Raw genomic sequence first — 22875 nt, forward strand, 5'->3', positions numbered from 1 at the left:
TCTGTCAAGAAAATTATGAAAAATGGAGTGACACTCCCATCGGTGTTTCACGGATGATTAATGGAGCTATTTAGGCATCAGAGGCAACTGCCCCTCCATGCGGGAACAAGAATGGTTAGTGGAACCAATCGGGCATTTAGAGGCAGTTAGACCTTTTCCCCTTCTCTTTTTTCTCCTGCACATCTCCTAAAAAGGGCTTACTGTCCCTTAATGTGGGAATAATATACCTAATTTTTATGCACCCGAACCTAGCACTTCCACTTTTTCGACAAATTCCAGTTTTTTCAGCTTGTTGAGCAAGTCATCCAAGTCCGTTGACATATTGGTCACGTCAAGCGAAAGAGTGACATTCGCCCGGCCTTGAATGGGAATCGTCTGGTGGATGGTCAGCACATTGCAATGGAAACGAGCCGCTACCTCGAGCAATTGTGACAGCGTCCCTGAACGATCCTCCAAATAAAAAAACAACGTAATGATCTTCTCTTTTACAACCGTATGGAAAGGGAATACGGTATCCCTGTATTTATAAAAGGCGCTCCGGCTTAAATCAACTTTGTTTACAGCATCTTGGACCGAATCGGCTTTTCCGCGTTCCAAAAGTTCTTTCACTTCCAACGTTTTTTTCATGGCTTCCGGCAGGACATCCTCACGAACTAAGTAAAATTTTTGATTCAGATCCTTTTTTCGCAATGCATTTTCCCCCAATTGCGATAAAATAAAACTTTTGGCAGTGCTAGTGGAAAAGAATCTTCGGCCGAACATAGCTTAACGAATAGTCCGGCCCGACTCCATCATTATTCGATAAATTCAAATTCGTAATCCAATAAACGGACAGTATCCCCGTCTTTCGCTCCTTTTGCTCTGAGAGCCTCATCGACTCCGAGGCTTCTCATTTGTCTAGCAAAGCGTCGGATGGATTCATCACGGGTAAAGTCTGTCATTTTAAACAGCTTTTCAATTTTTGCCCCACTCAGAACAAAGGCGCCATCAGGATCTCTTGTAATGGTAAACTCCTCTTCAGGCCGTTCGTATTTATACACGACTCGGTGAACGCCTTGTTTTTCTTCGGCATCATGAAGAGGAAATTCAGGTGTTTCTTCCAGCTTATCCGCAATCGCAAACAATAGCTCCCGTATTCCTTCTCTCGTTGCAGCTGAAATAGGAAAAACAGGATAGTCTTCTTGAAGTTTTTCTTTAAACCGTTTTAAATTTTCATGTGCTTCTGGAATATCCATTTTATTAGCCACAATAATTTGTGGTCTTTCGGTTAACCGTAAGTTATATTCTTTTAGCTCATTGTTGATCGTTACATAATCCTCATATGGATCTCGACCTTCTGACGCCGACATATCGATCACATGGACAATCACACGCGTTCGCTCAATATGACGCAAAAATTGGTGTCCTAATCCAACCCCTTGATGGGCTCCTTCAATCAGCCCGGGCAAGTCAGCCATCACAAAACTGCGGCCGTCTTCTGTTTCTACCACGCCAAGGTTAGGAACGATCGTCGTAAAGTGGTAATCGGCAATTTTAGGCCTTGCGCGTGACACTACAGATAACAGCGTAGATTTTCCTACACTTGGAAAACCGACAAGACCAACATCGGCAAGGAGCTTTAATTCAAGAACGACATATCGTTCTTCTCCCGGTTCGCCTTTCTCGCAAATTTCCGGAGCCGGATTCGCGGGAGTGGCAAAACGGGTATTTCCTCTTCCTCCTCTTCCTCCTTTAGCTACCACTACACGCTGGCCGTGTTCCGTTAAATCGGCAATGACTTCTTTTGTATCATCATCGATCACAACCGTTCCCGGCGGTACTTTGACCACCATATCCTCCGCATTTTTTCCATGCTGATTTTTACTCATTCCGTTTTCTCCGCGCGGCGCTTTAAAATGGCGCTGATAGCGGAAATCCATCAACGTTCTCAGTCCTTCGTCGACTTCGAACACAACATCGGCTCCTTTGCCGCCGTCTCCCCCGGCAGGACCGCCTTTAGGCACATATTTTTCACGTCGGAACGCTACCATGCCATTTCCGCCATCTCCGCCTTTAACATAGATTTTGACTTGATCGACAAACATAGAAAACCTCCATTTACTTCCCAATAAAGTCTATTGAAGATCGTTTTATTCTAAATGGTACCATACAAGTTTTTTATCTTATACGTGTGTAAAGATCGCTTATCAAAAAAACGAAGAACAGATGGTCTTCTTTGACAAAGTTTATCTTTATTAAAAGGTTGCCGCTCTTTTTTGAAGAGCGCTGCAAATTTTTTTAACACGAGGGAGAGCTGGGGACTGCTCACCTAAGCATCCAGAATCCATTTATTTCTTCATCATCATTGGACTTCTTTCAAAACAGAATGGTTATGTCCTGTGCCAGCCACACTTGATGATTATCTTTCCATAGGAGAAAAACAAACTTGAAATTGCAAGTTCTCATCTGTTGATTCGATGAATTCCACCTCTGTTTCGAAAAGCGATTTGACGGATTGCTCAATCCATCTTTCCAGTTCATGGCTGTCTTTTATTATCCCACTTAAGTCAAAAAAGAAACAATGCGCCTTGCCTCTTTCTTGAATAGAAAGAAATAAATGATTCTCTCCTCGAGGATCCACCCTCTTTTCGATTTCTTGGCACAAAGTGCACATCCATTTTGTTATGAGCTGATCGTTTAACGAAACGTTGCGATAATCATCCAAAATCTCGTATTCTAGCGTCAGTTGTCGAGACCGCCAATTGTAAGTCATGATCCATTCAGCCAAACATGGTAAATTTAAATTGGTCAGCCTTGTTTCCTGACGGCTATTTAAAATAATTTCGTCAATGACACGTTTTGCATTTTCTGTATGTCCTAAATCAAGATTGCCCTTGATTAACTGGATGCGATTCATCCAATCATGCCGCACGTATTTTAAAACTTCCAGCAGCGTCCAGTCATTATTCATTCTTTTACTCCTATTTTGTCATATAGTAACCATCCCACACTCAATGGTTTTCCCATTCTTCTTCATTATGAAGTATAACAGAAAAGATTGAAATGAGATACAGAGGATTGCTTATTAAAAAGCAGCTGCATGCAACCAATGAACGACCAAACGCTTTTTACCGCTTCCGATGCTCCTTAAAACAAAAAAAGAGGGCGCCCAAAAGTTTCCCTTTGGGCACCCCTAACAGAAAAAGGATTATGCTTCTTTCGCAACAGGATAGACGCTAACTTTCTTTTTGTCACGACCGAATCGTTCAAAACGAACAACGCCGTCAATTTTAGCATATAGCGTGTCGTCTCCGCCACGGCCAACGTTTTCGCCAGGATAGACTTTCGTACCGCGTTGGCGATAAAGAATAGAACCGCCTGTTACAAATTGTCCATCCGCACGTTTAGCGCCCAAGCGTTTTGCGATAGAGTCGCGGCCGTTTTTAGTAGACCCAACCCCTTTTTTCGATGCAAAAAACTGAAGATCTAATTTAAGCATTCTTTCCACCTCCTACAGTTTTAAATACGATCTTGATAAAATCTCCGTACTGCTGTTCAATCGTTTGCAAGGACACCACCATGGCTTCCAAAAGAAACTGAACTTTTTCCAATTCTTTTCCCGTCGTCGTTTCAGGAATAACGCAACGGAGAAAACCTCCGCCGCCTTTTTGTTCAATCTCCGGTTCCACATTTGTCAACACCATGATGGAATTAATGGCCCCGAATGACACAGCTGATGCCCCCGCGCAAACGATATCTTGGCCATATTCAGCAAAATCGGCGTGTCCGTCCATTGTAAATGAACGAATTTTGCCGGAACGATCTTTTTCGATCACGACATTTATCATCTTATATCGCCTTACGCGTTGATTTTTTCAATCACGACTTTTGTGTAAGGTTGACGATGACCTTGTTTGCGGCGATAATTTTTCTTTGGTTTATATTTAAAAACAACGATTTTTTTGCCGCGGCCATGTTTTTCCACTTTGCCAGTGACCGTTGCACCTTCTACAAGTGGAGTGCCTACTTTTACATCTTCGCCGCCTACGAATAAAACTTTGTCAAAAGTCACAGTTTCTCCTTCAGCAGCATCCACTTTTTCGATATAAACAGTTTGACCTTCTTCCACTTTCAACTGTTTTCCGCCAGTTTCAATAATAGCGTACATTTACTGCACCTCCTTAATAACTAAGACTCGCCAATGGCAGGTGTTTCGCAAAGCGAAAACTTAAAACCTGTTATGAGCGGTTGTAGCACGGGTGCTACAATAATAACATTGAGATTTTACCATCTTTTATAAAAGAGTGTCAACCTTTTTTCGGTCTTTCTCCTAGCAATTTCATTTCTTCCTCTGTTCCCAGTCGGCTGATTTCTCCAAAAGGATGTGGCCGATTGACAATCCTATAGAATATTTTTTTCTTTAGAAGATTCTCTAAATGAAAATGATCGCCATTTTGTTCGCCGGCAAATGCTTTTTTGACATCCTCCGTTACATCAAGCAAAACAGCTTCTTGATCCTGTCTCGCATATTCGAAAAGAGCTCTCTCCATTTGAAAAGCAGTCGTTGCTGCGCTTAAAACTCTTCCTTTCCCCATACAAACAGGGCAAGGCTCCGTCAACGTTTCCAGCAGGGAGTTTTTCGTTTTCTTTCTTGTCAGCTGGAGTAATCCGAGAGAAGTAAATTCGTACACGTTCACGCTTTTCGGATCCTTTGCTGTTTCTTCCTCCAGCACTGCCCGGATTTGTTCTCTATCTTTGTCCGAGTCCATATTAATAAAATCGATTAAAATGATGCCGCTTATATCACGCAATCGAATCTGCCTTGGAATTTCCCTTGCTGCTTCGATATTTGAGAGAAAAGCAGTATGACGAAAATCGCTTTTCCCCGTATATTTCCCCGAATTTACATCAATAACTGTCATCGCTTCCGTTTTTTCAATAATGACATATCCGCCGCTTGGAAGCCAGACAATTTGTTTTAATGCCTTTTGTATCTCCGCATCAAGGTCAAAAGTGGAAAAAAGATCTTGCGGATGATGATGAAGCTCACAACGCCAATGTTGACTGGAGAAACGGGCATCGCTAGTAATCAACTTTTGAAAAGCAGGATCGTCCACAATCAGCGACCCGCTCTTTAATCTGATCATTTGAGCGATCGCTTCTTCCTTAAACGGATCTCTTTGAAATAATAAAGAAGGGGCTTTTTTATTCGGTATTTGGGACAATACCTTTCTATGCATTTCCCGCAACGCCACCCATTCCTTTTCAATTTCTGTTTTTTCACCAGCGGCAACAGAAGTTCTTAAAATGACGCCTTCCTGCTCTTTTTTCATTTGTTGTGCCCATTGTTTCCAGTTTTCTCGTTCTTCTTGACCCATTTTTCTTGAAACGGCGATATGATTTCCTGCCGGTATATAGACTAAATACATCCCGGGCCATTCTATGAGGGCCGTCAACTCAGGACCTTTATGATCAGTGGCATCTTTTTTTACTTGAACCGCTATCTTTTCCCCTTCGAACACTAATTGTGAAATCGGCAATTGGCGGGAATCAGGAATTTGATCTTTAGGCAAATAACCGTTTTTTCCGATTCCGATATCGACAAAACAAGCGTTCATGCCCGGCTCAATTTTTTGGATAACCCCGTAATAAATATTTCCGACAATGGATTGATGCGAAGGCTGAAAAATATGAAATTGATCCGCTTTTCCGTCGCGGAGAACTGCCATGCGCTTTTCCCGGCCTTTTGCACTTACGATAATTTGATTCATCATTCCACCCTTTTCAACATATCCACATTAAAACAAAAAAACTTTTTGTCGCTGGAAGATAAAAAAATAGGTGCAAATGTCTCAAATCTATCTGTAAGAAACATTCCACCTTCCTTGATATCTCAGCAAAAATCTGAACATAACCGATTGGTCACATCCATATTCGATCCATGTACGTCTGTCAAAAAAAGATTTATCATGTAAATGGAAAAACAGCACCTCGTCCACTATACTTTACTCATTTCGTCAGCACCCGTCAATAATAATAAAGAAGGTCGCCAATTTTCACCGTTGTTTGTTTTTCAGAGAAATAGGCGTGTAACACTTCATTTTCATCTAATTTTCCTTTTTCTTCTCCATTTTCCATCACAATGATCGGATGTTTGACTCCCCGTTGAAACTGCATTAATACAGTCGATAAAACCGTATCGCTCGATACAGTGATCGGTTTAAGCTGATGTATCCCCCTTCGATTTCCGTAATAACGTTCAAGCAAAAAGCGCATCATCACATAATGACGTTGTTTCCATTCTTGCCAAAGCGAAAAATATAAGAATGAGAGAACAATCCAAAGATGGAGTTGAAACGGAGCCCATATCAAAACCATTGCATGCAGGCAAACGAGCAAAAAAAAGGAACTAACGACTGTCCACTGCATAGCGCTCAAAAAAGTTTTGACTCTTGACAGTATGAGCAAGATTAATTTTCCGCCATCCAGCGGCCAAATCGGCAATAAATTAAAACAAAGAATCATCCAATTGTACATAAGAAAATCATCATAAAATACTTTCGGAACTATATGAAAAGAATACAACAGTGCGGCTAATCCCATCATCCATACATGTTGAATCGGACCAGCGATGACGACCAGCAATTCTTCATGCAAAGGTCGATTTCCGTGTTCATCCATTTCCGCCACTCCGCCGAACGGGAGCAACGATACTTTTCTGATTCTCCACGAAAAAAACAGGGCTGTAAAAAAGTGCCCCATTTCATGGATGGCAATAATACATAACACCATGATTAAATCGAAAAAGTATCCAGTGGCAACGCTAATTCCGATCACCAGCCAAAGAAGAGGATGAATATGAATTTTTGAAAAAAAAGTGACGGCTTTATTCAAATTTGATCACCTTGTTTGGATCGATGTAATGATCGTCTTGTTTGATTGCAAAATAAAATTCACCAGAAGTTCCGTCTGCCCGGTCTTTCGCCTTTCCGATTGCTTCCCCCGCTTGAACGCGTTGATAGGGCTCCACAGAAATGGATTGCAATTGCCCATACCAAGATTCGGATTGATCAGGATGCTGAATGACTACTGTATTCCCCGTTTCGGCTTCTTTCCCGGCAAAGATGACAAGCCCACCTTTCATCGCATCTACTACTTCCCCTTTTCCTGTCTTCACCATGACTCCTTTTCCATTCGCTTGAAATGTTTCCACCACTTTTCCGGACGCCGGAACGGCCAAATCCTTTTTTGGTTTGTCCACTGTGACTGTTTTTTCTTTCTGCGGCCATATGGCCAAGGGCTTCCCAAACTGTTTTTCATACCAGTTGGCAATGGAGGCAAACTGAATGTCTGTTTCCATTGCTTGGCGTATCCACTTTTGACTGTCGACCATCACAGGTGATTGGCTTTTAAATACAATCGCGGTCCCCAAAACAAGCGCTCCCGAAGCCAATATTTTAAAGAGAAACCATTCCTTTTTCACGAAAGGCCTGTACTCATCATTTGGAGCTTCGTAATCAATGGCTTGGTGATCAAATTCCATTTCTTCTCCAAATGCCATATTGATAGGCTGAAAGGCGCGCTGATTGGCTTGACGTCGTTTTTCCCTGTTTCGTTTCGCAATTCTTTTCTTAATTTCCTTTTTTCGATCCTTCATCTCTCATCCCTCTTTGCTCCGTTTATGTTCCATCTTATGACTTGTCCAGAGAGAGTATGACTATTGCCCATCATTTCAAAGAAAGGAGAGACAAAAAAAATCGGCCTCTTCTTTGGTCAGAATATCCCAAAGCAAAGCCGAATCGTTTCCTGAAAATGTTCTTTCAAAATTTATTTGCTCCGAATGCCAAAAAACTTTTTAATTCGCGAAAAAACTCCTTCTTTTTCTGTTTCAAGCGGTTGAAGAGGGATGGATTCACCGAGGATTCGCCGGGCAATATTCCGAAAAGCAATAGACGCCCGATTATTCGGATCATGTGCAATCGGTTCCCCTGCATTCGAAGATTTAATCACTTCATCGTCATCTACCACGATTCCGAGCAAATCAATGGACAAATGGGTTGTAATTTCATCGACATCCAACATTTCACCATTTTCCACCATATGGCTGCGAATGCGATTGATCACAAGCTTAGGTGGCTCAATATGACTTTCTTTTTCCAAAAGACCAATGATCCGATCAGCATCCCGTACCGCCGATTTTTCGGGAGTGGTAACCACTATGGCCTTATCCGCTCCTGCCACTGCATTTCGATAGCCTTGCTCAATGCCTGCAGGACAATCGATTAAGATATAATCAAAATCCTGTTTCAATTCTTCAACCAGCTTTTTTATTTGTTCCGGAGAAACAGCCGACTTGTCGCTCGTTTGCGCAGCTGGAAGCAGAAAAAGCAGATCATTAAACCGCTTGTCTTTCACGAGAGCCTGATGAATTTTACAACGCCCTTCTGCAACATCCACCAAATCGTAAATAATTCTATTTTCCAATCCCAATACCACGTCTAAATTTCGTAGTCCAATATCTGTATCTACTAAACATACTTTTTTATCTAATAGAGCAAGAGCTGTCCCTAAATTGGCAGAAGTGGTTGTTTTTCCGACTCCGCCTTTTCCAGATGTTATGACGATCGCCTCACCCACTTTATTGTCCCCCTTTAAATCTCGTAATATTTGGTCTAAGATGTTTTAAAACTTGCAAACGATCGACGACAATTTGGTTGGATTCATTTATGTAGGCACACTCCATTTCATGACTCTCATCTTCGCTATATTCATCAGGAGCTCTATTTAAACAGTTGCTAATCCTTAACTGTGTTGGAACCATTTTTGAAGCGACAATAACCGCTTCATCATTGCCATAGCATCCGGCGTGAGCAATCCCTTTTAAGGATCCCATAATAAAAATATTGCCGCCCGCCATCACCATACCGCCAGGATTGACGTCTCCAACCAACAGCAAATCACCCGGAACTTCGATCACTTGACCTGAACGAACAATGCTGGCGATGGTGATAATTTCGCTTTCTTGTTTCCATCGCATAGCCTCCTCTATTGAGACTACATTCATGGAAACATCTTCTACAATTAAATTCTTTTTTGAACCGATCAACTCTTTAATTTGATTAATTTGTTGGTCTGTCAAATAACGATTGCCTGTTTGGATTTTCACGGAGATAAGCGGTGAATCGTCGTCTTGATGATCCAACAATATTTTTTCCTGCAATTCTTCAAGCAGTTCTTCATAGGAACAACGATCATTTAAATGAAGGGTCAATCCGTCCTTTGTTCCTTTCATCACAACATTTTGGCTTTTCTTCATGGCGCACTATTCACCTCTGTCGTCCAATAATTCGACATCCATTCGGCGTTTTCCTTTTTTATAGTCATGTTCCGATTATGTGAATTCCATATAAAAGAGAACGATTCGTTTCGCATTCTTTGTTGCGTTGGTTCCAACGTGCTTTTTGATACAGGGCTTTACCATATCGTCCATTCCCACTAAAAATGAAACATTGCTTTACGCATCCAAAATCTCTCGCCTCAAACGAGTGAACACATTTTTTAACAGTCCTCCGAATACTAGATAAAAAGCAAGATTCAGAATAAGAGTCGCCCATAGCCGATCAGACAAAAATTGTCCAAATGTAAGATCCGTGCGCTGGATTAATAAATTTAAAGCATAAAGTATGGATTCTAAAACGGAAAGATCGATCACCACAACCAAAGCAACGATCAAAAAATCACTTTGCAAGACCTTCATCAATTTGGATGTAATATAAACAATAAACGGGAAAACAAACATATAGACACCTAACATTTCGGTATAGAACACATCAAATAGCAGACCAAATATAAATCCATATTTTATGGCTGTGGATCGATTGTAAAAAATCGTCATTAAAATAAGAGCCACCGCAAAAAAACGGGGAGCTAATATCCACCTGCCATCCAGCACAGATTCCGGGGTCCAGTTAAAAAACACATTTTCACTCAGGAAACATGCAACCATAATAAGAGGAAGAAGAAACTGTTTCACATTTCCCCCTCCCCATCAACTGTGCTTTGCTGCTGTTGTGAATTATCTGAAGCCATACTCGCGGTTCTCATTTTCCGTTTGACAACCATCACGTGTTCAAGATCATACATATCTGCCGCCGGTTTGATATAAGCTGTTTGCGTCAGACCGAATTGGTCCGGCACCAATTTTTTCACTTTGCCAATTAAAAGCCCTTTCGGGAAAACACCGCCAAGTCCAGAAGTGATGACGCTATCTCCTTTTTTAATTTTCGCATTGAACGGGATATCCTTTAACAGCAAATATCCTTTATCTTGATCGTAACCTTCAATGAGGCCGTAAACGTTTTTCTTCGATTGAATCACCGCTGAAATTCTGTTTTTTGGATCTTGCGCACTCAACAATTCAACCGAAGCCGTAAACTTTGCCGCACTTTTTACTTTGCCGATCAATCCATTCGCCGTTTGAACCGCCATACCGGGTTTTACCCCTGCCGCTTTTCCTTTATCGATCGTGACAAGATCAAACCACCGGTCCGGATTACGCGCAATGACCGTTGCTTGTATAACGCTATAATCTGACAGGCTTTCTTGTTTTTTCAAGACTGCCCGCAACTCTTGATTATCTTTTTTCAATCGGTTAACTTCACTTTCAATTTGCCCCAATTGTGCTAAATGGGCTTTTAACTTTTCATTCTCTTGATATGTATTTTTTAAATTCTGAATATCTTCAAAAAAATTCGTTATAGCGCCAGCAGGCTTTGAAACAACGGATTGTCCTAAACCAACAATATCTTTTACAAATTGTTCCGGCCAAGAGATATTTGCTTTATTGCGCAGGGAATATCCGATCAATGCCACGAGAACGATAATGCTGACAAGAAGAACTATAAGACGTTTATTCGAAAAAAACTGTGGCATGAAGTACACCTCTATTTTATCCTTTTTTCATCAACGGATGAAATCAAAAGTCATCAGCAGATAGGCTTCCCAATCGGCAAAAAAACAGGGGCAGCTGGTTTCAAGAATGAGAAAACTTTTTTATTTACTGTGCGCCAGCCGCCTCTTTTGCCGCTTGCCGCCCCATTTTCACGGGCGGAAGGGAATCCTATTTGCGATAAAAATCAATCTTATCTTGCTTTATTTTTGAACATATGAATATGATCGAGCGCTTTACCCGTTCCAACGGCTACACAATCAAGAGGATTTTCGGCAATGATCACAGGCATATTCGTTTCTTGGCTAATCACTTTGTCTAAATTGCGAAGCAGAGCTCCTCCCCCAGTCAATACAATTCCTCTATCCATAATATCAGCAGCCAGTTCCGGAGGAGTCTTTTCCAACGTGCTTTTCACGGTATCCACAATAGCATAGACGGTATCTTTTAAGGCAGTGGCAATTTCCTTCGCGGAAATTTCAATCGTTTTTGGCAATCCTGTTAACAGGTCTCGGCCGCGAATATCCATTTTTTCGACTTCCGCTTCACCATCTGCCGATCCGATTTCCATTTTAACAATTTCCGCTGTTCTATCTCCAATTAATAAATTATACTGCTTACGAATGTACGCAATGATCGCTTCATCCATTTCATCACCTGCCACTCTTAATGACTGGCTCGTCACGATGCCGCCCAAGGAAATAATCGCTACTTCAGTCGTTCCTCCGCCAATATCCACAACCATGCTTCCCGTCGGCTCCCATACCGGCAAATTAGCGCCTATAGCCGCTGCAAACGGTTCTTCAATGGTATAGGCATCCCTTGCACCCGCTTGACGAGTGGCATCGATCACGGCTCTTTCTTCCACTGCCGTAATCCCCGAAGGAACGCATACCATCACATATGGTTTTCGCGTAAAAAAGCCTTTATTCTTAGTTGCTTGAGAAATGTAATACTTCATCATGGTAGCTGTCGTTTCGTAATCCGCGATGACTCCGTCTTTCATCGGACGAGTAGCCACCACATTTCCAGGAGTCCGTCCGATCATATTTTTAGCATCATTTCCCACTGCCACAATTTGTTTTGTATCTGTCTGAATGGCGACCACGGAAGGCTCCCGTACGACAATTCCTTTTCCTTTTGCATAAACAAGTGTATTGGCCGTTCCCAAATCGATTCCTAAGTCTCTTGCTCCAATTCCAAACATTGTTGTATCTCCCTTTCTAACTGATACGAAATAGCAATTGAAAATGTGATCTCTGCAAAAGCCATCCATTAGGTAAGCACGTTTTTTTGCTGCCTAATAGGATTTCCCGCTTTAAAAAAGACTGTTAAAGAAGCGAACCAGTTCGAATGCTTGAATTGCCTTTTTGTGGTTCTCATTCCAACTGATGCCCCTTTAGTGCCACAACTTGATAAACTGTCGTTTCTCCCACAGCGGCAATGTGAGCAGAAAAAACCAAGGCAAGGCTTTCAAAACGCGCCTAACCCTCTAGATTCTGATGGCCCTATTCTCCATTGGAATTCGAAAAAACTTGTAAAAATCATAAATTATATTATAGCGTAACCCCCAGAAAAATCATAGCATTATAAGTAGCCTTTTTCTTTTAAACTAATGTATTTTTGGTCGCCGATAATGAGATGATCGAGAACTTCAATTCCGATGATTTTTCCACACTCAGCTAAACGTTTGGTCACCTCAATATCTTCTCGGCTAGGCGTCGGATCACCGGATGGGTGGTTGTGAAAGCAAATAATGGAGGCAGCGGAGCGGCGAAGCGCTTCTTTAAACACTTCCCTAGGATGAACAATCGAAGCATTCAAACTACCGATAAAAATGGTTTGTTTGTGGAGAACTTGATTTTTGGTGTTAAGGAAGAGGCACACGAAATGTTCTTGTGTTAAAAACCGCATTTCTTGCATGACATAATTTGCACCGTCTTCGGGAGAGCGGATAACATACCGTTCGTCTAATGAAAGACTGTGGATACGTCTGCCCAGTTCCAGCGCCGCCATGATTTGAACAGCTTTCGCCCGACCAATTCCTTTAATAGAGGTAATTTCTTCTAAAGTAGCATCTTTTAACATTCGTAATCCTTCGAACTGATTTAATAGCCGATTTGCCAGCTGCAAGACGGACTCTTCTTTTGTCCCCGACTGAAGAAGAATAGCGATCAATTCATGGTTGGACAAGCTGTGCGCTCCTTTTAATATCAGTCGTTCCCGCGGCCGATCTTCACGTGGAACGTTATGGATCCTAAGCGATTCTTTTGACAAATTTGATCCTCCTTGTATCAATATTGGTTTATCATCTGTTCTCCGCTCACTCATGAAAACGGAGTCAAAAAAGGAATTGTGCTTTGGTTCGCCGGACTTTTCTATTTGTAAAATGAGGAGGAAAGAATAGAACGGTATCGTGATCATCCCCGTTATATCAGAGGTTCTAATAAAGGGGATTCCAATACGATGCCTTCATTTCCTTGGTAAAAGATCGGGCAAGCCATGACAAGGAAAATTTCAGGGGTGTCTTTTCTTTTTGGAAGATTCGCATAGAAATAAACTTGCGTGTAATAGCGGTTCCTGACAAGCCAATCCGTTTTTACAACAGCTCCAATGCCACTTTCTTAGATGAAAGGCTCTGTCTTCCTCTTTCATCTCATGAAACAAATGGCCGATATCCCATTTCTTTTAATGTCCAGAATACCCTTGCTATTGGCAGTCCTACCACCGAAAAAAAGTCGCCATGAATTTCTTTGACGAATATTGACCCCAGACCTTGGATTCCGTATGCACCCGCTTTATCAAACGATTCCCCGCTGTTGAGATAGTCATCTATTACATCATCAGGCAATGTCCAAAAGGTAACATCCGTCCGTTCATAGAAAACGCGTTGCTGCTCCCCATGTACAATGGCTGTTCCGGTATAAACGGAGTGGGTTTGTCCAGACAGCATCTTCAACATGTTCTTAGCTTCCTCACGGCTTTTCGGTTTTCCTAAAATTTGATTGTGAATAGACACCATTGTATCAGCCCCAATAACAAAAGCTTCCGGTGCATGAGATGCCACTACTTTTGCTTTTTGGAGGGCAAGAGACATTACCGCTTCATCAGGGGGAGCTTCTGGTGAGATCTTCTCTTCTACATGGCTGATTTCAACTGTAAAGGGGATATTCAGTCTTTGAAGAAGTGCTTTTCTGCGTGGAGAACTAGAAGCCAAAATCAATTTTTGCATACCTTCACGTTCCTTTCATGTCAGGGAGATACACGTCTATTTTACCAATATTCACCTTATAGTACAAATCCTTCAATCCTTTCACCATTCATCTTTTACTTTAAATTTTGACGATTTAAGTAGGACCAATCCTTTGTTTTTTGTAAACATAGGAAACTGTTTTGTCATTCTTTCATTTAAAAAATTTACAGGGTATAAAAACAAAAAATTCAGACAATTCCAAGAGGGTTCGGGTGTAGTTAGTTTGTCAACTCCTTAAATTCTACTTTGTTCATCCTTCACTCAGTCCGATTTACCGTTGACAAACAGCAAGCAAAAGTTTTCTTTACCTGTAAAACTAAGGTCGTGATAATAAGTATTAAAGCAAAAATTTAGGGATTCCTTTATTTTAGGAATCCCTAAAAAAAAACAATGCTAGTTATGTTTTAAATTCTTTTTGCCACTAAGTAATTGAGTAAACTTGACTACCCCAAACATTGCCATTGCAAAAAACAATACTGATACTACGCTTGAAACGATCATTCCAGTACCTCCCTTATTTTATGGAAGTACAACGTTTTCCTTTAATTGTTGCTCTTAACCAGCCGTTTCAACCACCAAAATCCCTAATTGGAGTCCCGACGTAAAATACAATGTTGCTTGTTTAGAGTTATCTACTTTTAGTTTACTTGATTTTACTCACCGTTTAAGCGACAGAACAACAAAAACCAGATCCTTATCGAAGCGAATTCAATACTGCATCCAACTGACTTTCCGTTTTGACGGACGCCCTGCAAAGAATCAAAAACTACTTTGCAGAGGAATAGGCGCCGATAAATTTCAACAGTTGTTCTTGGGCATCAATGCCTTTTTGTCGATCCGCTTGCTTGCTCAAATGAACGATATCCTTTCCAGCCTCTAATAGTGATTTTTGCATGGTTTTTAAAGCAGTTGTTTTAGGAGTTTGTTTTTCTACTTTTTGCAAATTAGATTGAATGATGTCTCGATTGGCTAAATCGGCTCCTTTGTTCAGAACAATATTGGCACTCTCCGCCGAAAGCAGCTGAAACAAAGAAACGTATTGCTCCACCAGGCCAGTGTCGCTTTTAGCAGCTTGGATCTTTCTTTCCGGTATCGTAAAAGTTTTCGCATAAACATCCACTTTTTTTTCTTTCCAAAGACTGCCTAACTTCTTTGCATCTTCAATCGATCCAGCCGTACCCAATAGAAGAACGTATTGTCCATCCTGCATGAACGTTTCGGCAGGGACCCCTTTATCTTTCACTTTTTTCAGCACCTCTTGCGCTGCTTCTTCTTTGCTGAAAATACCTCCCTGAACAATCGACGCCGAAAGTTCTGGAAGTACAAGCGTTTCCTCCTTATTGCTTTTTGCCGGCACAGTTCCTTGCTGGGAAGAGCGGACCTGCTTAACCGGTGTTCCCGCATCCGCATTCGTGACAACTTTAACAATCACAAAGCCGAGCATGATGCCGACAATCATAGCGCTGACTATGGATAACGCAAGCGATGCAGCCTGTTTTCCTCCCACTGATCTTTTTCCGCTTTTTTTCTTTCCTTTAGAGGTTGAAACATATTCTATTTTATGAAAGCCTTGATCCTCTCCCATTTTTTGAACTTCTTCTTCTGGAAGGACCCACGCAAAAGATTCATTTTCTTCGCCACTGTTTTTTTCAATCGCCGCAGCAGTCTCCTTTTGACTGGTATTCCAACGATGAGTGATTGAGTTCTTCTTTTCCGATTCTTTCCCATCTAGTACAATTTTGATCGTGCGATTTTTTTGCTCGTCCAATTTGCCTGCCCTCCCCGTGCATTCTTATTGCCTTATCCTAGCACACTCAATCAAAAAAAGAACAAGAGTTTTGTCGTCTTTTAAAGGCAGTTTGTCGTCAAATTTTTTCACTGCTTTTCTATTTTCGCAAGGCATGCATGAGAAAACGGTCGTAAATTTTCTAAAATATTCGCTTGCCCACTCGAAATGTCCCTTATTTTCCGCCAAAAATGTTAAGATCACGAATCATTCTCTCAAGATCATTACAAAACTTTATTTCAATAGCAAGCAAAAATTTTTTCTTATGTATAGTTGATGAAGTCTCTAAGTTATGGCATCGCCATTGACTTATAAACGTTATTTTGAAGGGTAGTTGTTGCATCACGGGAAGGCCGCATATGTAGATTCCCTTGCTATCATCAAAATGGATTTATTGACTCGTTATGACGACAAATCTTTAATCAAGAAAATACGTGTCGAATGGTAGAATAATCGTTGGATAAAAAAGCTATCAAAAAATAGTTTCTCCTTCGCCCGGACAGTCGATTTTTATATGAGAATAACAATTTTGATTCAACAACAAGAAAACTATTTCGAGCAAAAAAAGAAGACCCGCTACGAGTCTTCCTGATCGTTTTTCCTGCAAAAGGCAGTAAGACCTCTTCTCAATAAAGCTAACTGTCCCTGATGCCGATTGGTTCCACTAACCATTCATGTTCCATGAATGGAAGTGTCACTTTATCCCGCATGAAGGGGCAGTAAGTTCCTTCCTCTCCAGAACATATAGGACTAATAGAGCTCCAATTGGAGGACAACTGCCCCTAATGCCCGATTGGTTCCACTAACCATTCATGTTCCATGAATGGAAGTGTCACTTTATTTGTTTTTTTGGAATGCTTTTTTCACTTCTGAAAGAAAATACAGCGAGCCTGTAATCATGAGCATTTCGTTTTCTTGAAGAGAGGCTGTTTTTTCCTTCAAGAAAGACGGCCACCCTTCTCCAATATACGTTCCGTTGCAGCCTGAAAATTCTTCTTGTCCGGCTGCTTTCGGAAAATCAAATGTGGCAAAAACAAGTTCATCCGCGATTTCTTCAAGCGATCGCACCATGTCGTCTATTTTTTTCGTTTTCAGCGCCGCAAAAAGAATCGTGAGTTTATATTCCGAATAACGCTGCCTTATCGTTTCGGTAAGCGCCTTGATCCCGTCAGGATTATGAGCGCCGTCCATCATGACTAAAGGCTTCTCGGACAAAACTTCCATTCTTCCTGGCCAAAACGCATTTTTTAATCCGTCGCGAATATGCTCCTCTTCAATTAAGAAAGAAAAGAACGTTTTCAAGTAGGAAGCCGCCATTAATGCAAGAGCAGCATTTTCGACTTGATGGACTCCTTTTAATCCGACAATTAAATGGTCCCAGCTTCCTAAAACGGATGAGAGGTTGATCTTTTCACCCTCCGGAACAGAAGCAACATGTTCGACCGAGAACTCTTTCCCCAATCGATAAAGGCTGGAACGGCCTTTCTTGCTTTTATTTTGAATGACAGCAAGAGCATCCTCTTGATGGACCGCCGTGATCACAGGGATTCCGTTTTTAATGATTCCTGCCTTTTCAAATGCAATTTTTTCAACAGTATCCCCCAAATACTCCATATGGTCCATTCCAATATTCGTAATCACCGTCAATATCGGAATAATCACGTTGGTGGAATCAAATCGTCCTCCCATACCCACCTCAAAAATGACTAGAGGAACCGGGCGGATTTTGGCAAAATAATAAATAGCCATCGCCGTAATGACTTCAAATTCTGATGGACCACCCCATTCTGTATTTTCCAGTTCTTCCGCCAATGGTTTAATCACATTGGTCAGCTGGACAATCTCTTCATTGCTAATGGGTTTGCCGTTCACGCTGATTCGTTCGTTAAATTGTTCGATATACGGGGAAGTAAAAGTTCCGACATGATAGCCCGCTTCTTGCAAAATGGAGCGGATCATTTCAACCGTTGACCCTTTGCCATTTGTCCCTCCGACATGTACGGCTTTCAAGCGGCGCTCCGGATGATCAAGCTTCTCCATCATCCATTCCATTCTCTTTAAACCCGGTTTTATTCCAAGCTTCAATCTTCCATGAATCCATTCTAACGCTTCTTCGTATGTATGAATCATTTTTCAATCCCCCCTTTATTACAATACTACTTGAGAAAAACGATTTCAAAAAAGAATACAAAAAAAGACTGGAAGGAAGGGGGAATAATGGCTTTGCAGAAGCAAATCCATTCCTCCTCATTTTCCAGTCCTTTTTCTTTTACGGAAAGCACATTCTGCTGGCTATTATAAATTTTGTAATTCGTTAATTCTTTCTTCGACAGCTTTTCGTTTTTCGAGATAGTCTTTTTCTTTTTGACGCTCTTCCTCAACCACTTTTTGAGGCGCCTTTTTCACGAAGTTTTCATTGCTGAGTTTTTTCTGTACTCTTTCCACTTCTTTATTCCATTTTTCCCATTCTTTTTTCAATCGGGCAATCTCTTCTTCCAAGTTGATTAAGCCTTCAAGCGGCAAGAAAATTTCCGCTCCCGTTACAACCGCCGTCATCGCTTTTTCCGGAGCCTCTATGTCCGTTGCAATCGTCAACGTTTCTGGATTGCAAAAACGTTCAAGATACACACGGTTTTTTTCCAGAACGGACAAAATATGTTCATCTTTTGCTTGTACCACCATTTTAATCGGCTTGCTAAGAGGCGTATTCACTTCCGCCCGGATATTACGGACAGAACGAATGATTTCCACCAGAAGCTTCATTTCATCAGCGGCTTCCGGATCAGAAAGTTCCGGACGAACGACCGGCCAGCTCGCAACGGTAATCGACTCTCCCTTATGAGGAAGATTTTGCCATATTTCCTCGGTAATAAACGGCATGAACGGATGCAGCAACCGCATCGTTTGATCCAATACGTACGCCAAAACGGAACGAGTCGTTTTCTTGGACGCTTCATCATCGCCATAAAGAGGCAATTTGGCCATTTCGATATACCAGTCGCAGAAGTCATCCCAAATAAAATTATATAATACTCGGCCGACTTCCCCGAATTCATAGCGTTCAGCAAGATTTGTCACAAGCTCGATGGTTTCATTCAAGCGGGTTAAAATCCATTTGTCCGCCACTGATTTCTCTCCGGTTAAATCAATTTCTTCATACGTGAGCCCGTTCATATTCATCATGGCAAATCGGGAAGCGTTCCAAATTTTATTGGCAAAATTCCAGACAGACTCAATTTTTTCAATACTGAAACGCAAATCTTGTCCCGGAGAACTTCCCGTTGCAAGGAAATAGCGGAGTGAATCAGCCCCGTATTGATCGATGACATCCATCGGGTCTACCCCGTTTCCAAGCGATTTGCTCATTTTTCGGCCTTCCGCATCACGGACAAGTCCATGAATAAGAACGTCCTTAAACGGCCGTTTCCTAGTAAATTCCAATCCTTGAAAAATCATTCTTGAGACCCAGAAGAAAATGATATCATACCCAGTGACAAGAGCATCAGTCGGATAATAGCGTTTGTAATCCGATGCTTCTGTATCCGGCCAACCCATAGTGGAAAATGGCCAAAGCGCCGAGCTGAACCATGTATCAAGAACGTCCGGATCCTGCTCCCAATTCTCAATATCTTTAGGCGGTTCCATGTCAACGTAAATTTCACCGGTTTCTTTATGATACCAAGCCGGAATTCGATGGCCCCACCATAGCTGACGGGAAATGCACCAATCGCGGATGTTTTCCATCCAATGCAAGTACGTTTTTTCAAATCGTTCGGGTACAAAGTGAACTTTGTCTTTTCCTTTTTGGCATTCAATAGCCGCTTTGGCCAACGGTTCCATTTTCACGAACCATTGTGTTGATAAAAATGGTTCAACAACCGCGCCGCTTCGTTCAGAATGCCCAACTGAATGCATGTGTTCTTCAATTTTGAAAAGAACACCTTGTTCCTTTAAGTCTTTAACAATCTGCTTACGGCATTCAAAGCGATCCATTCCTTGATATTGAAGGGCATTCTCATTCATGGTGCCGTCTTCGTTCATGACTAATATCCGTTCCAAATTATGGCGGTTGCCCACTTCAAAGTCATTCGGATCGTGCGCCGGCGTAATTTTTACGGCTCCGGAGCCAAATTCCATATCGACATATTCATCGCCGATAATCGGGATTTCCCGGCCAACGATCGGCAAAATCACCGTTTTGCCAATAAGATGCTTATACCGTTCATCATCCGGATGAACAGCTACCGCCGTATCACCCAGCATCGTTTCCGGACGGGTAGTCGCCACTTCAATATAGCCAGAACCGTCTTTGAGCGGATATTTCATATGGTAGAAAGCGCCTTTTACTTCTTTATAGACGACTTCAATATCGGACAAAGCTGTTTTCGTCACCGGGTCCCAGTTGATGATGTACTCTCCGCGATAAATGAGCCCTTTGCGGTAAAGAGAAACGAACACTTTTCTAACCGCTTTTGAAAGTCCTTCATCGAGAGTAAAACGTTCACGGCTATAGTCCAGGCCAAGGCCGAGTTTAGCCCATTGTTTACGAATAAAATCGGCATACTCTTTTTTCCATTTCCAAACTTCCTCTAAAAACTTTTCCCGGCCTAGATCGTAGCGGGACTTTCCTTCTTCCCGAAGTTTTTGCTCCACTTTTGCCTGCGTAGCAATTCCTGCATGGTCCATGCCCGGAAGCCAAAGGACATCGTAACCTTGCATGCGTTTCATACGCGTTAAAATGTCTTGCAAAGTAGTATCCCAAGCATGCCCCAAATGAAGCTTTCCGGTCACATTGGGCGGCGGGATCACAATCGTATAAGGTTGTTTTTCTGGATCATCTTTTGCTTCAAAAAATTTACCGTTTACCCACCATTCGTATCTTCCCGCTTCTACAGCGCGCGGGTCATACTTTGGCGGCATCTTCACATCGTGATTCTCCACAGCGTTTCCTCCTTTTCAATTCAAAATAAAAAACTCCCATCGCCAAAAGGACGAAAGGAGTTGTCTTCGTGGTACCACCTTTTTTCCGGATCGAAATCCGGCACTCTTTCGGATAACGGGTTTTCCCGGCTTCGGCTACTAAATCGTTTCACAGAAGCAGCTCGAGGGCGACCTTCCGATGAATCCGCTCAGGAATCTTTCAGCCATGGATTCCCTCTCTAAAAGAGCGGTGATCACCGTACTCCTCCCTTTCCAAGCCATTAATCGATACTATATTATCATTCAGCTTTTATCTTTTTTCGTTGTCGCAATAACAGCGTTCCTTCTGTTTCAACCATTATATTAGCGAATTTGCTACCAGTTCGTCAATGATTATCGCCATTTTTCCTGTTTTTTAGACAATGCTGTTGTCTTTTTCGATATAAAAATTAAAACGGAAGTTGAGAAGTTTAAACTATTTTTCGAATATTTCGTTTCGATAAAAATTTGCAAAAAATATTATTATATAGTAATGACGAAGATTTAAACCTGTTATATAATAGATTTTGAAAGCGATCACGAAAAGGGGGAACACCAAAGTGAGGATCAACTTCAATAATTTAACCGTAAGGGTTATTATTGGAATTTTATTAGGAATCATTGTCGGCATCCTATTTCCAGAATTTGCATCAAAGCTAAAAATTTTAGCTGATTGGTTCATTAAATTAATTAAAATGTTGATAGCGCCTATTATCTTCTTAACCGTTGTCACAGGAATCGGCGGCATGGGAGATATGAAAAAAGTCGGACGGATCGGCGGAAAGGCCCTTATTTATTTTGAAGTCGTCAGCACTATAGCATTAGCGATCGGCACGATCGTCGTCAATATCGTCCAACCAGGCAAAGGCTTTGATTTATCCGGTGCTAAACACGAAGATATTTCCCAGTATGTATCACAAGCAAAAGAAACAGGGCACGGTTTTATTGATTTTATTTCCAGCATCATTCCGGACAGCGTTGTAGGAGCGTTGGCTAAAGGCGATTTACTTCCTATTTTATTTTTTGCTGTCTTATTTGGACTCGCAGCAGCGTCCTTGGGAGAAAAAGTATCACCTGTCATCAAATTGTTTGAACAATTAACAGATATTTTCTTTAAAATTGTCAATATGATTATGAAATTTTCTCCGATTGCTGCATTTGGAGCCATGGCCTACACCATCGGACAATTCGGAGTCGGATCCCTTGTCAACCTTGGAAAACTGATGGGTTCCATCTACTTAACTATGTTCCTATTTGTTTTCATTATTCTCGGATTGATTGCCAAATTGTTTAAATTTAATATTTTAAAATTTATCGCTTATATTAAAGAAGAACTACTGCTCGTTTTAGGTACGTCTTCTTCTGAATCCGCTTTACCGACTTTAATGAAAAAATTAGAAAATTTCGGTTGTTCTAAATCCGTTGTGGGTCTTGTCGTTCCAACCGGCTACTCCTTTAATTTGGATGGAACAGCCATCTATCTATCGATGGCAGCGATGTTTATTGCCCAGGCTTACGGGGTTCATTTAACCATCGGACATCAAATTATGCTGCTTGCTCTTTTGATGTTGACCTCAAAAGGAGCAGCTGGGGTGACCGGCTCTGGTTTTATTACGCTCGCAGCGACGCTTTCAGCTTTTCCGATGATACCCGTTGAAGGAATCGCATTGTTAATCGGCGTCGATCGATTTATGTCAGAAGCGCGCGCCATTACGAATATCATTGGAAATGCAGTTGCAACGGTTGTCATATCCAAAACAGAAAAAGAATTTGATCGCTTCTCCACTCATCCTGTAGTAAGTACGGAAAAACATTGGGGGACGAATTCAGAACAGTCTATAACCAAATAAAACAAAAAGCTGGCATAAAAGTTCAATCTTTCTGCAACAGGGAGCATATCGGTTCTAACAAGAATCATAAGTGCTCGTAGAAAGAGTGTTGAACTTTAAG

General features: G+C 41.5%; 20 protein-coding genes and 2 other annotated features. Of the genes, 1 reads left to right on the plus strand and 19 read right to left on the minus strand.

Translation table 11 applies throughout. From position 1 onward, the window contains the following. Positions 1 to 234 precede the first annotated feature (234 nt). The 19 genes from NST12_RS11610 to NST12_RS11700 form a co-directional block, all read right to left on the minus strand. Positions 235 to 690 carry an ACT domain-containing protein gene (locus NST12_RS11610; RefSeq protein WP_048623763.1) on the minus strand — a complete coding sequence of 152 codons (456 nt, stop codon included), beginning with the start codon at positions 688 to 690 and terminating at the stop codon, positions 235 to 237. Between the two features lie 104 nt (positions 691 to 794). Next, the gene (obgE, locus tag NST12_RS11615) at positions 795 to 2084 is read right to left on the minus strand and encodes a GTPase ObgE (RefSeq protein WP_048623764.1); all 1290 of its coding nucleotides are present in this window, start codon (positions 2082 to 2084) and stop codon (positions 795 to 797) included. Between the two features lie 314 nt (positions 2085 to 2398). Beyond that, complete coding sequence (locus NST12_RS11620) at positions 2399 to 2950, minus strand: Spo0B C-terminal domain-containing protein (RefSeq protein WP_003355515.1); 552 nt, start codon at positions 2948 to 2950, stop codon at positions 2399 to 2401. A 237-nt stretch (positions 2951 to 3187) separates the two neighbouring features. After that, a complete protein-coding gene (gene rpmA, locus NST12_RS11625; RefSeq protein ID WP_003355517.1) occupies positions 3188 to 3478 on the minus strand; it encodes a 50S ribosomal protein L27 in 291 nt (96 codons plus the stop codon). Next, on the minus strand, positions 3471 to 3827 hold the full coding sequence (locus tag NST12_RS11630; RefSeq protein WP_003355518.1) for a ribosomal-processing cysteine protease Prp: 357 nt from the start codon (positions 3825 to 3827) through the stop codon (positions 3471 to 3473). Before NST12_RS11630 ends, rpmA begins: the two co-directional genes overlap by 8 nt. A gap of 11 nt (positions 3828 to 3838) precedes the next feature. Beyond that, complete coding sequence (rplU, locus tag NST12_RS11635) at positions 3839 to 4147, minus strand: 50S ribosomal protein L21 (RefSeq protein ID WP_003355519.1); 309 nt, start codon at positions 4145 to 4147, stop codon at positions 3839 to 3841. Positions 4148 to 4160: 13 nt separating this feature from the next. After that, positions 4161 to 4239, minus strand: a sequence feature (ribosomal protein L21 leader region). Positions 4240 to 4286: 47 nt separating this feature from the next. Next, positions 4287 to 5750: an Rne/Rng family ribonuclease gene (locus NST12_RS11640; protein WP_048623765.1), complete on the minus strand. Its 1464-nt coding sequence runs from the start codon at positions 5748 to 5750 to the stop codon at positions 4287 to 4289. Positions 5751 to 6006: 256 nt separating this feature from the next. Further along, complete coding sequence (locus NST12_RS11645; RefSeq protein WP_048623766.1) at positions 6007 to 6873, minus strand: M50 family metallopeptidase; 867 nt, start codon at positions 6871 to 6873, stop codon at positions 6007 to 6009. Continuing rightward, on the minus strand, positions 6866 to 7636 hold the full coding sequence (locus tag NST12_RS11650; RefSeq protein ID WP_003355522.1) for a M23 family metallopeptidase: 771 nt from the start codon (positions 7634 to 7636) through the stop codon (positions 6866 to 6868). The genes NST12_RS11645 and NST12_RS11650 overlap by 8 nt, the downstream gene beginning before the upstream one ends. A gap of 170 nt (positions 7637 to 7806) precedes the next feature. Then, positions 7807 to 8616: a septum site-determining protein MinD gene (gene minD / locus NST12_RS11655; RefSeq protein ID WP_003355523.1), complete on the minus strand. Its 810-nt coding sequence runs from the start codon at positions 8614 to 8616 to the stop codon at positions 7807 to 7809. A gap of 1 nt (position 8617) precedes the next feature. Continuing rightward, positions 8618 to 9295: a septum site-determining protein MinC gene (gene minC, locus NST12_RS11660; protein ID WP_003355524.1), complete on the minus strand. Its 678-nt coding sequence runs from the start codon at positions 9293 to 9295 to the stop codon at positions 8618 to 8620. Between the two features lie 198 nt (positions 9296 to 9493). Beyond that, positions 9494 to 10012, minus strand: a complete 519-nt coding sequence (mreD, locus tag NST12_RS11665) for a rod shape-determining protein MreD (protein WP_003355526.1) — start codon at positions 10010 to 10012, stop codon at positions 9494 to 9496. Further along, complete coding sequence (gene mreC / locus NST12_RS11670) at positions 10009 to 10911, minus strand: rod shape-determining protein MreC (protein WP_003355527.1); 903 nt, start codon at positions 10909 to 10911, stop codon at positions 10009 to 10011. The genes mreD and mreC overlap by 4 nt, the downstream gene beginning before the upstream one ends. 209 nt (positions 10912 to 11120) lie before the next feature. Further along, a complete protein-coding gene (locus NST12_RS11675) occupies positions 11121 to 12134 on the minus strand; it encodes a rod shape-determining protein (protein WP_003355528.1) in 1014 nt (337 codons plus the stop codon). Between the two features lie 380 nt (positions 12135 to 12514). Further along, positions 12515 to 13204 carry a RadC family protein gene (radC, locus tag NST12_RS11680; RefSeq protein ID WP_003355529.1) on the minus strand — a complete coding sequence of 230 codons (690 nt, stop codon included), beginning with the start codon at positions 13202 to 13204 and terminating at the stop codon, positions 12515 to 12517. A gap of 379 nt (positions 13205 to 13583) precedes the next feature. Then, positions 13584 to 14159: a Maf family protein gene (locus NST12_RS11685; protein WP_341101310.1), complete on the minus strand. Its 576-nt coding sequence runs from the start codon at positions 14157 to 14159 to the stop codon at positions 13584 to 13586. A gap of 787 nt (positions 14160 to 14946) precedes the next feature. Then, positions 14947 to 15948, minus strand: coding sequence for an SPOR domain-containing protein (locus NST12_RS11690; RefSeq protein WP_048623771.1), 1002 nt, complete (start codon positions 15946 to 15948; stop codon positions 14947 to 14949). Between the two features lie 855 nt (positions 15949 to 16803). After that, a complete protein-coding gene (locus NST12_RS11695) occupies positions 16804 to 18096 on the minus strand; it encodes a bifunctional folylpolyglutamate synthase/dihydrofolate synthase (RefSeq protein ID WP_341101313.1) in 1293 nt (430 codons plus the stop codon). 165 nt (positions 18097 to 18261) lie between these two features. Beyond that, entirely contained in the window at positions 18262 to 20886 is a 2625-nt protein-coding gene (locus NST12_RS11700; RefSeq protein WP_445662347.1) for a valine--tRNA ligase, read from the minus strand. Positions 20887 to 20950: 64 nt separating this feature from the next. Then, positions 20951 to 21171: a binding site (T-box leader), on the minus strand. Between the two features lie 314 nt (positions 21172 to 21485). On the opposite strand from NST12_RS11700, the gene NST12_RS11705 reads away from it, so the two are divergent. Then, positions 21486 to 22775 carry a dicarboxylate/amino acid:cation symporter gene (locus NST12_RS11705; protein ID WP_341030043.1) on the plus strand — a complete coding sequence of 430 codons (1290 nt, stop codon included), beginning with the start codon at positions 21486 to 21488 and terminating at the stop codon, positions 22773 to 22775. The last annotated feature ends 100 nt before the right edge of the window (positions 22776 to 22875 follow it).

Origin of the sequence: Bacillus sp. FSL W8-1127 (genome assembly GCF_038006725.1) — a bacterium.
Classification (GTDB): domain Bacteria; phylum Bacillota; class Bacilli; order Bacillales; family DSM-4216; genus Bacillus_O; species Bacillus_O smithii.

Bases quoted from the DNA above. Each gene is read 5' to 3' on its own strand.
- obgE (WP_048623764.1), bottom strand. From the start codon at position 2,084: ATGTTTGTCGATCAAGTCAAAATCTATGTTAAAGGCGGAGATGGCGGA.
- NST12_RS11620 (WP_003355515.1), bottom strand. From the start codon at position 2,950: ATGAATAATGACTGGACGCTGCTGGAAGTTTTAAAATACGTGCGGCAT.
- rpmA (WP_003355517.1), bottom strand. From the start codon at position 3,478: ATGCTTAAATTAGATCTTCAGTTTTTTGCATCGAAAAAAGGGGTTGGG.
- NST12_RS11630 (WP_003355518.1), bottom strand. From the start codon at position 3,827: ATGATAAATGTCGTGATCGAAAAAGATCGTTCCGGCAAAATTCGTTCA.
- rplU (WP_003355519.1), bottom strand. From the start codon at position 4,147: ATGTACGCTATTATTGAAACTGGCGGAAAACAGTTGAAAGTGGAAGAA.
- NST12_RS11640 (WP_048623765.1), bottom strand. From the start codon at position 5,750: ATGAATCAAATTATCGTAAGTGCAAAAGGCCGGGAAAAGCGCATGGCA.
- NST12_RS11650 (WP_003355522.1), bottom strand. From the start codon at position 7,636: ATGAAGGATCGAAAAAAGGAAATTAAGAAAAGAATTGCGAAACGAAAC.
- minC (WP_003355524.1), bottom strand. From the start codon at position 9,295: ATGAAGAAAAGCCAAAATGTTGTGATGAAAGGAACAAAGGACGGATTG.
- mreC (WP_003355527.1), bottom strand. From the start codon at position 10,911: ATGCCACAGTTTTTTTCGAATAAACGTCTTATAGTTCTTCTTGTCAGC.
- NST12_RS11675 (WP_003355528.1), bottom strand. From the start codon at position 12,134: ATGTTTGGAATTGGAGCAAGAGACTTAGGAATCGATTTGGGAACGGCC.
- NST12_RS11685 (WP_341101310.1), bottom strand. From the start codon at position 14,159: ATGCAAAAATTGATTTTGGCTTCTAGTTCTCCACGCAGAAAAGCACTT.
- NST12_RS11695 (WP_341101313.1), bottom strand. From the start codon at position 18,096: ATGATTCATACATACGAAGAAGCGTTAGAATGGATTCATGGAAGATTG.
- NST12_RS11700 (WP_445662347.1), bottom strand. From the start codon at position 20,886: ATGCCGCCAAAGTATGACCCGCGCGCTGTAGAAGCGGGAAGATACGAA.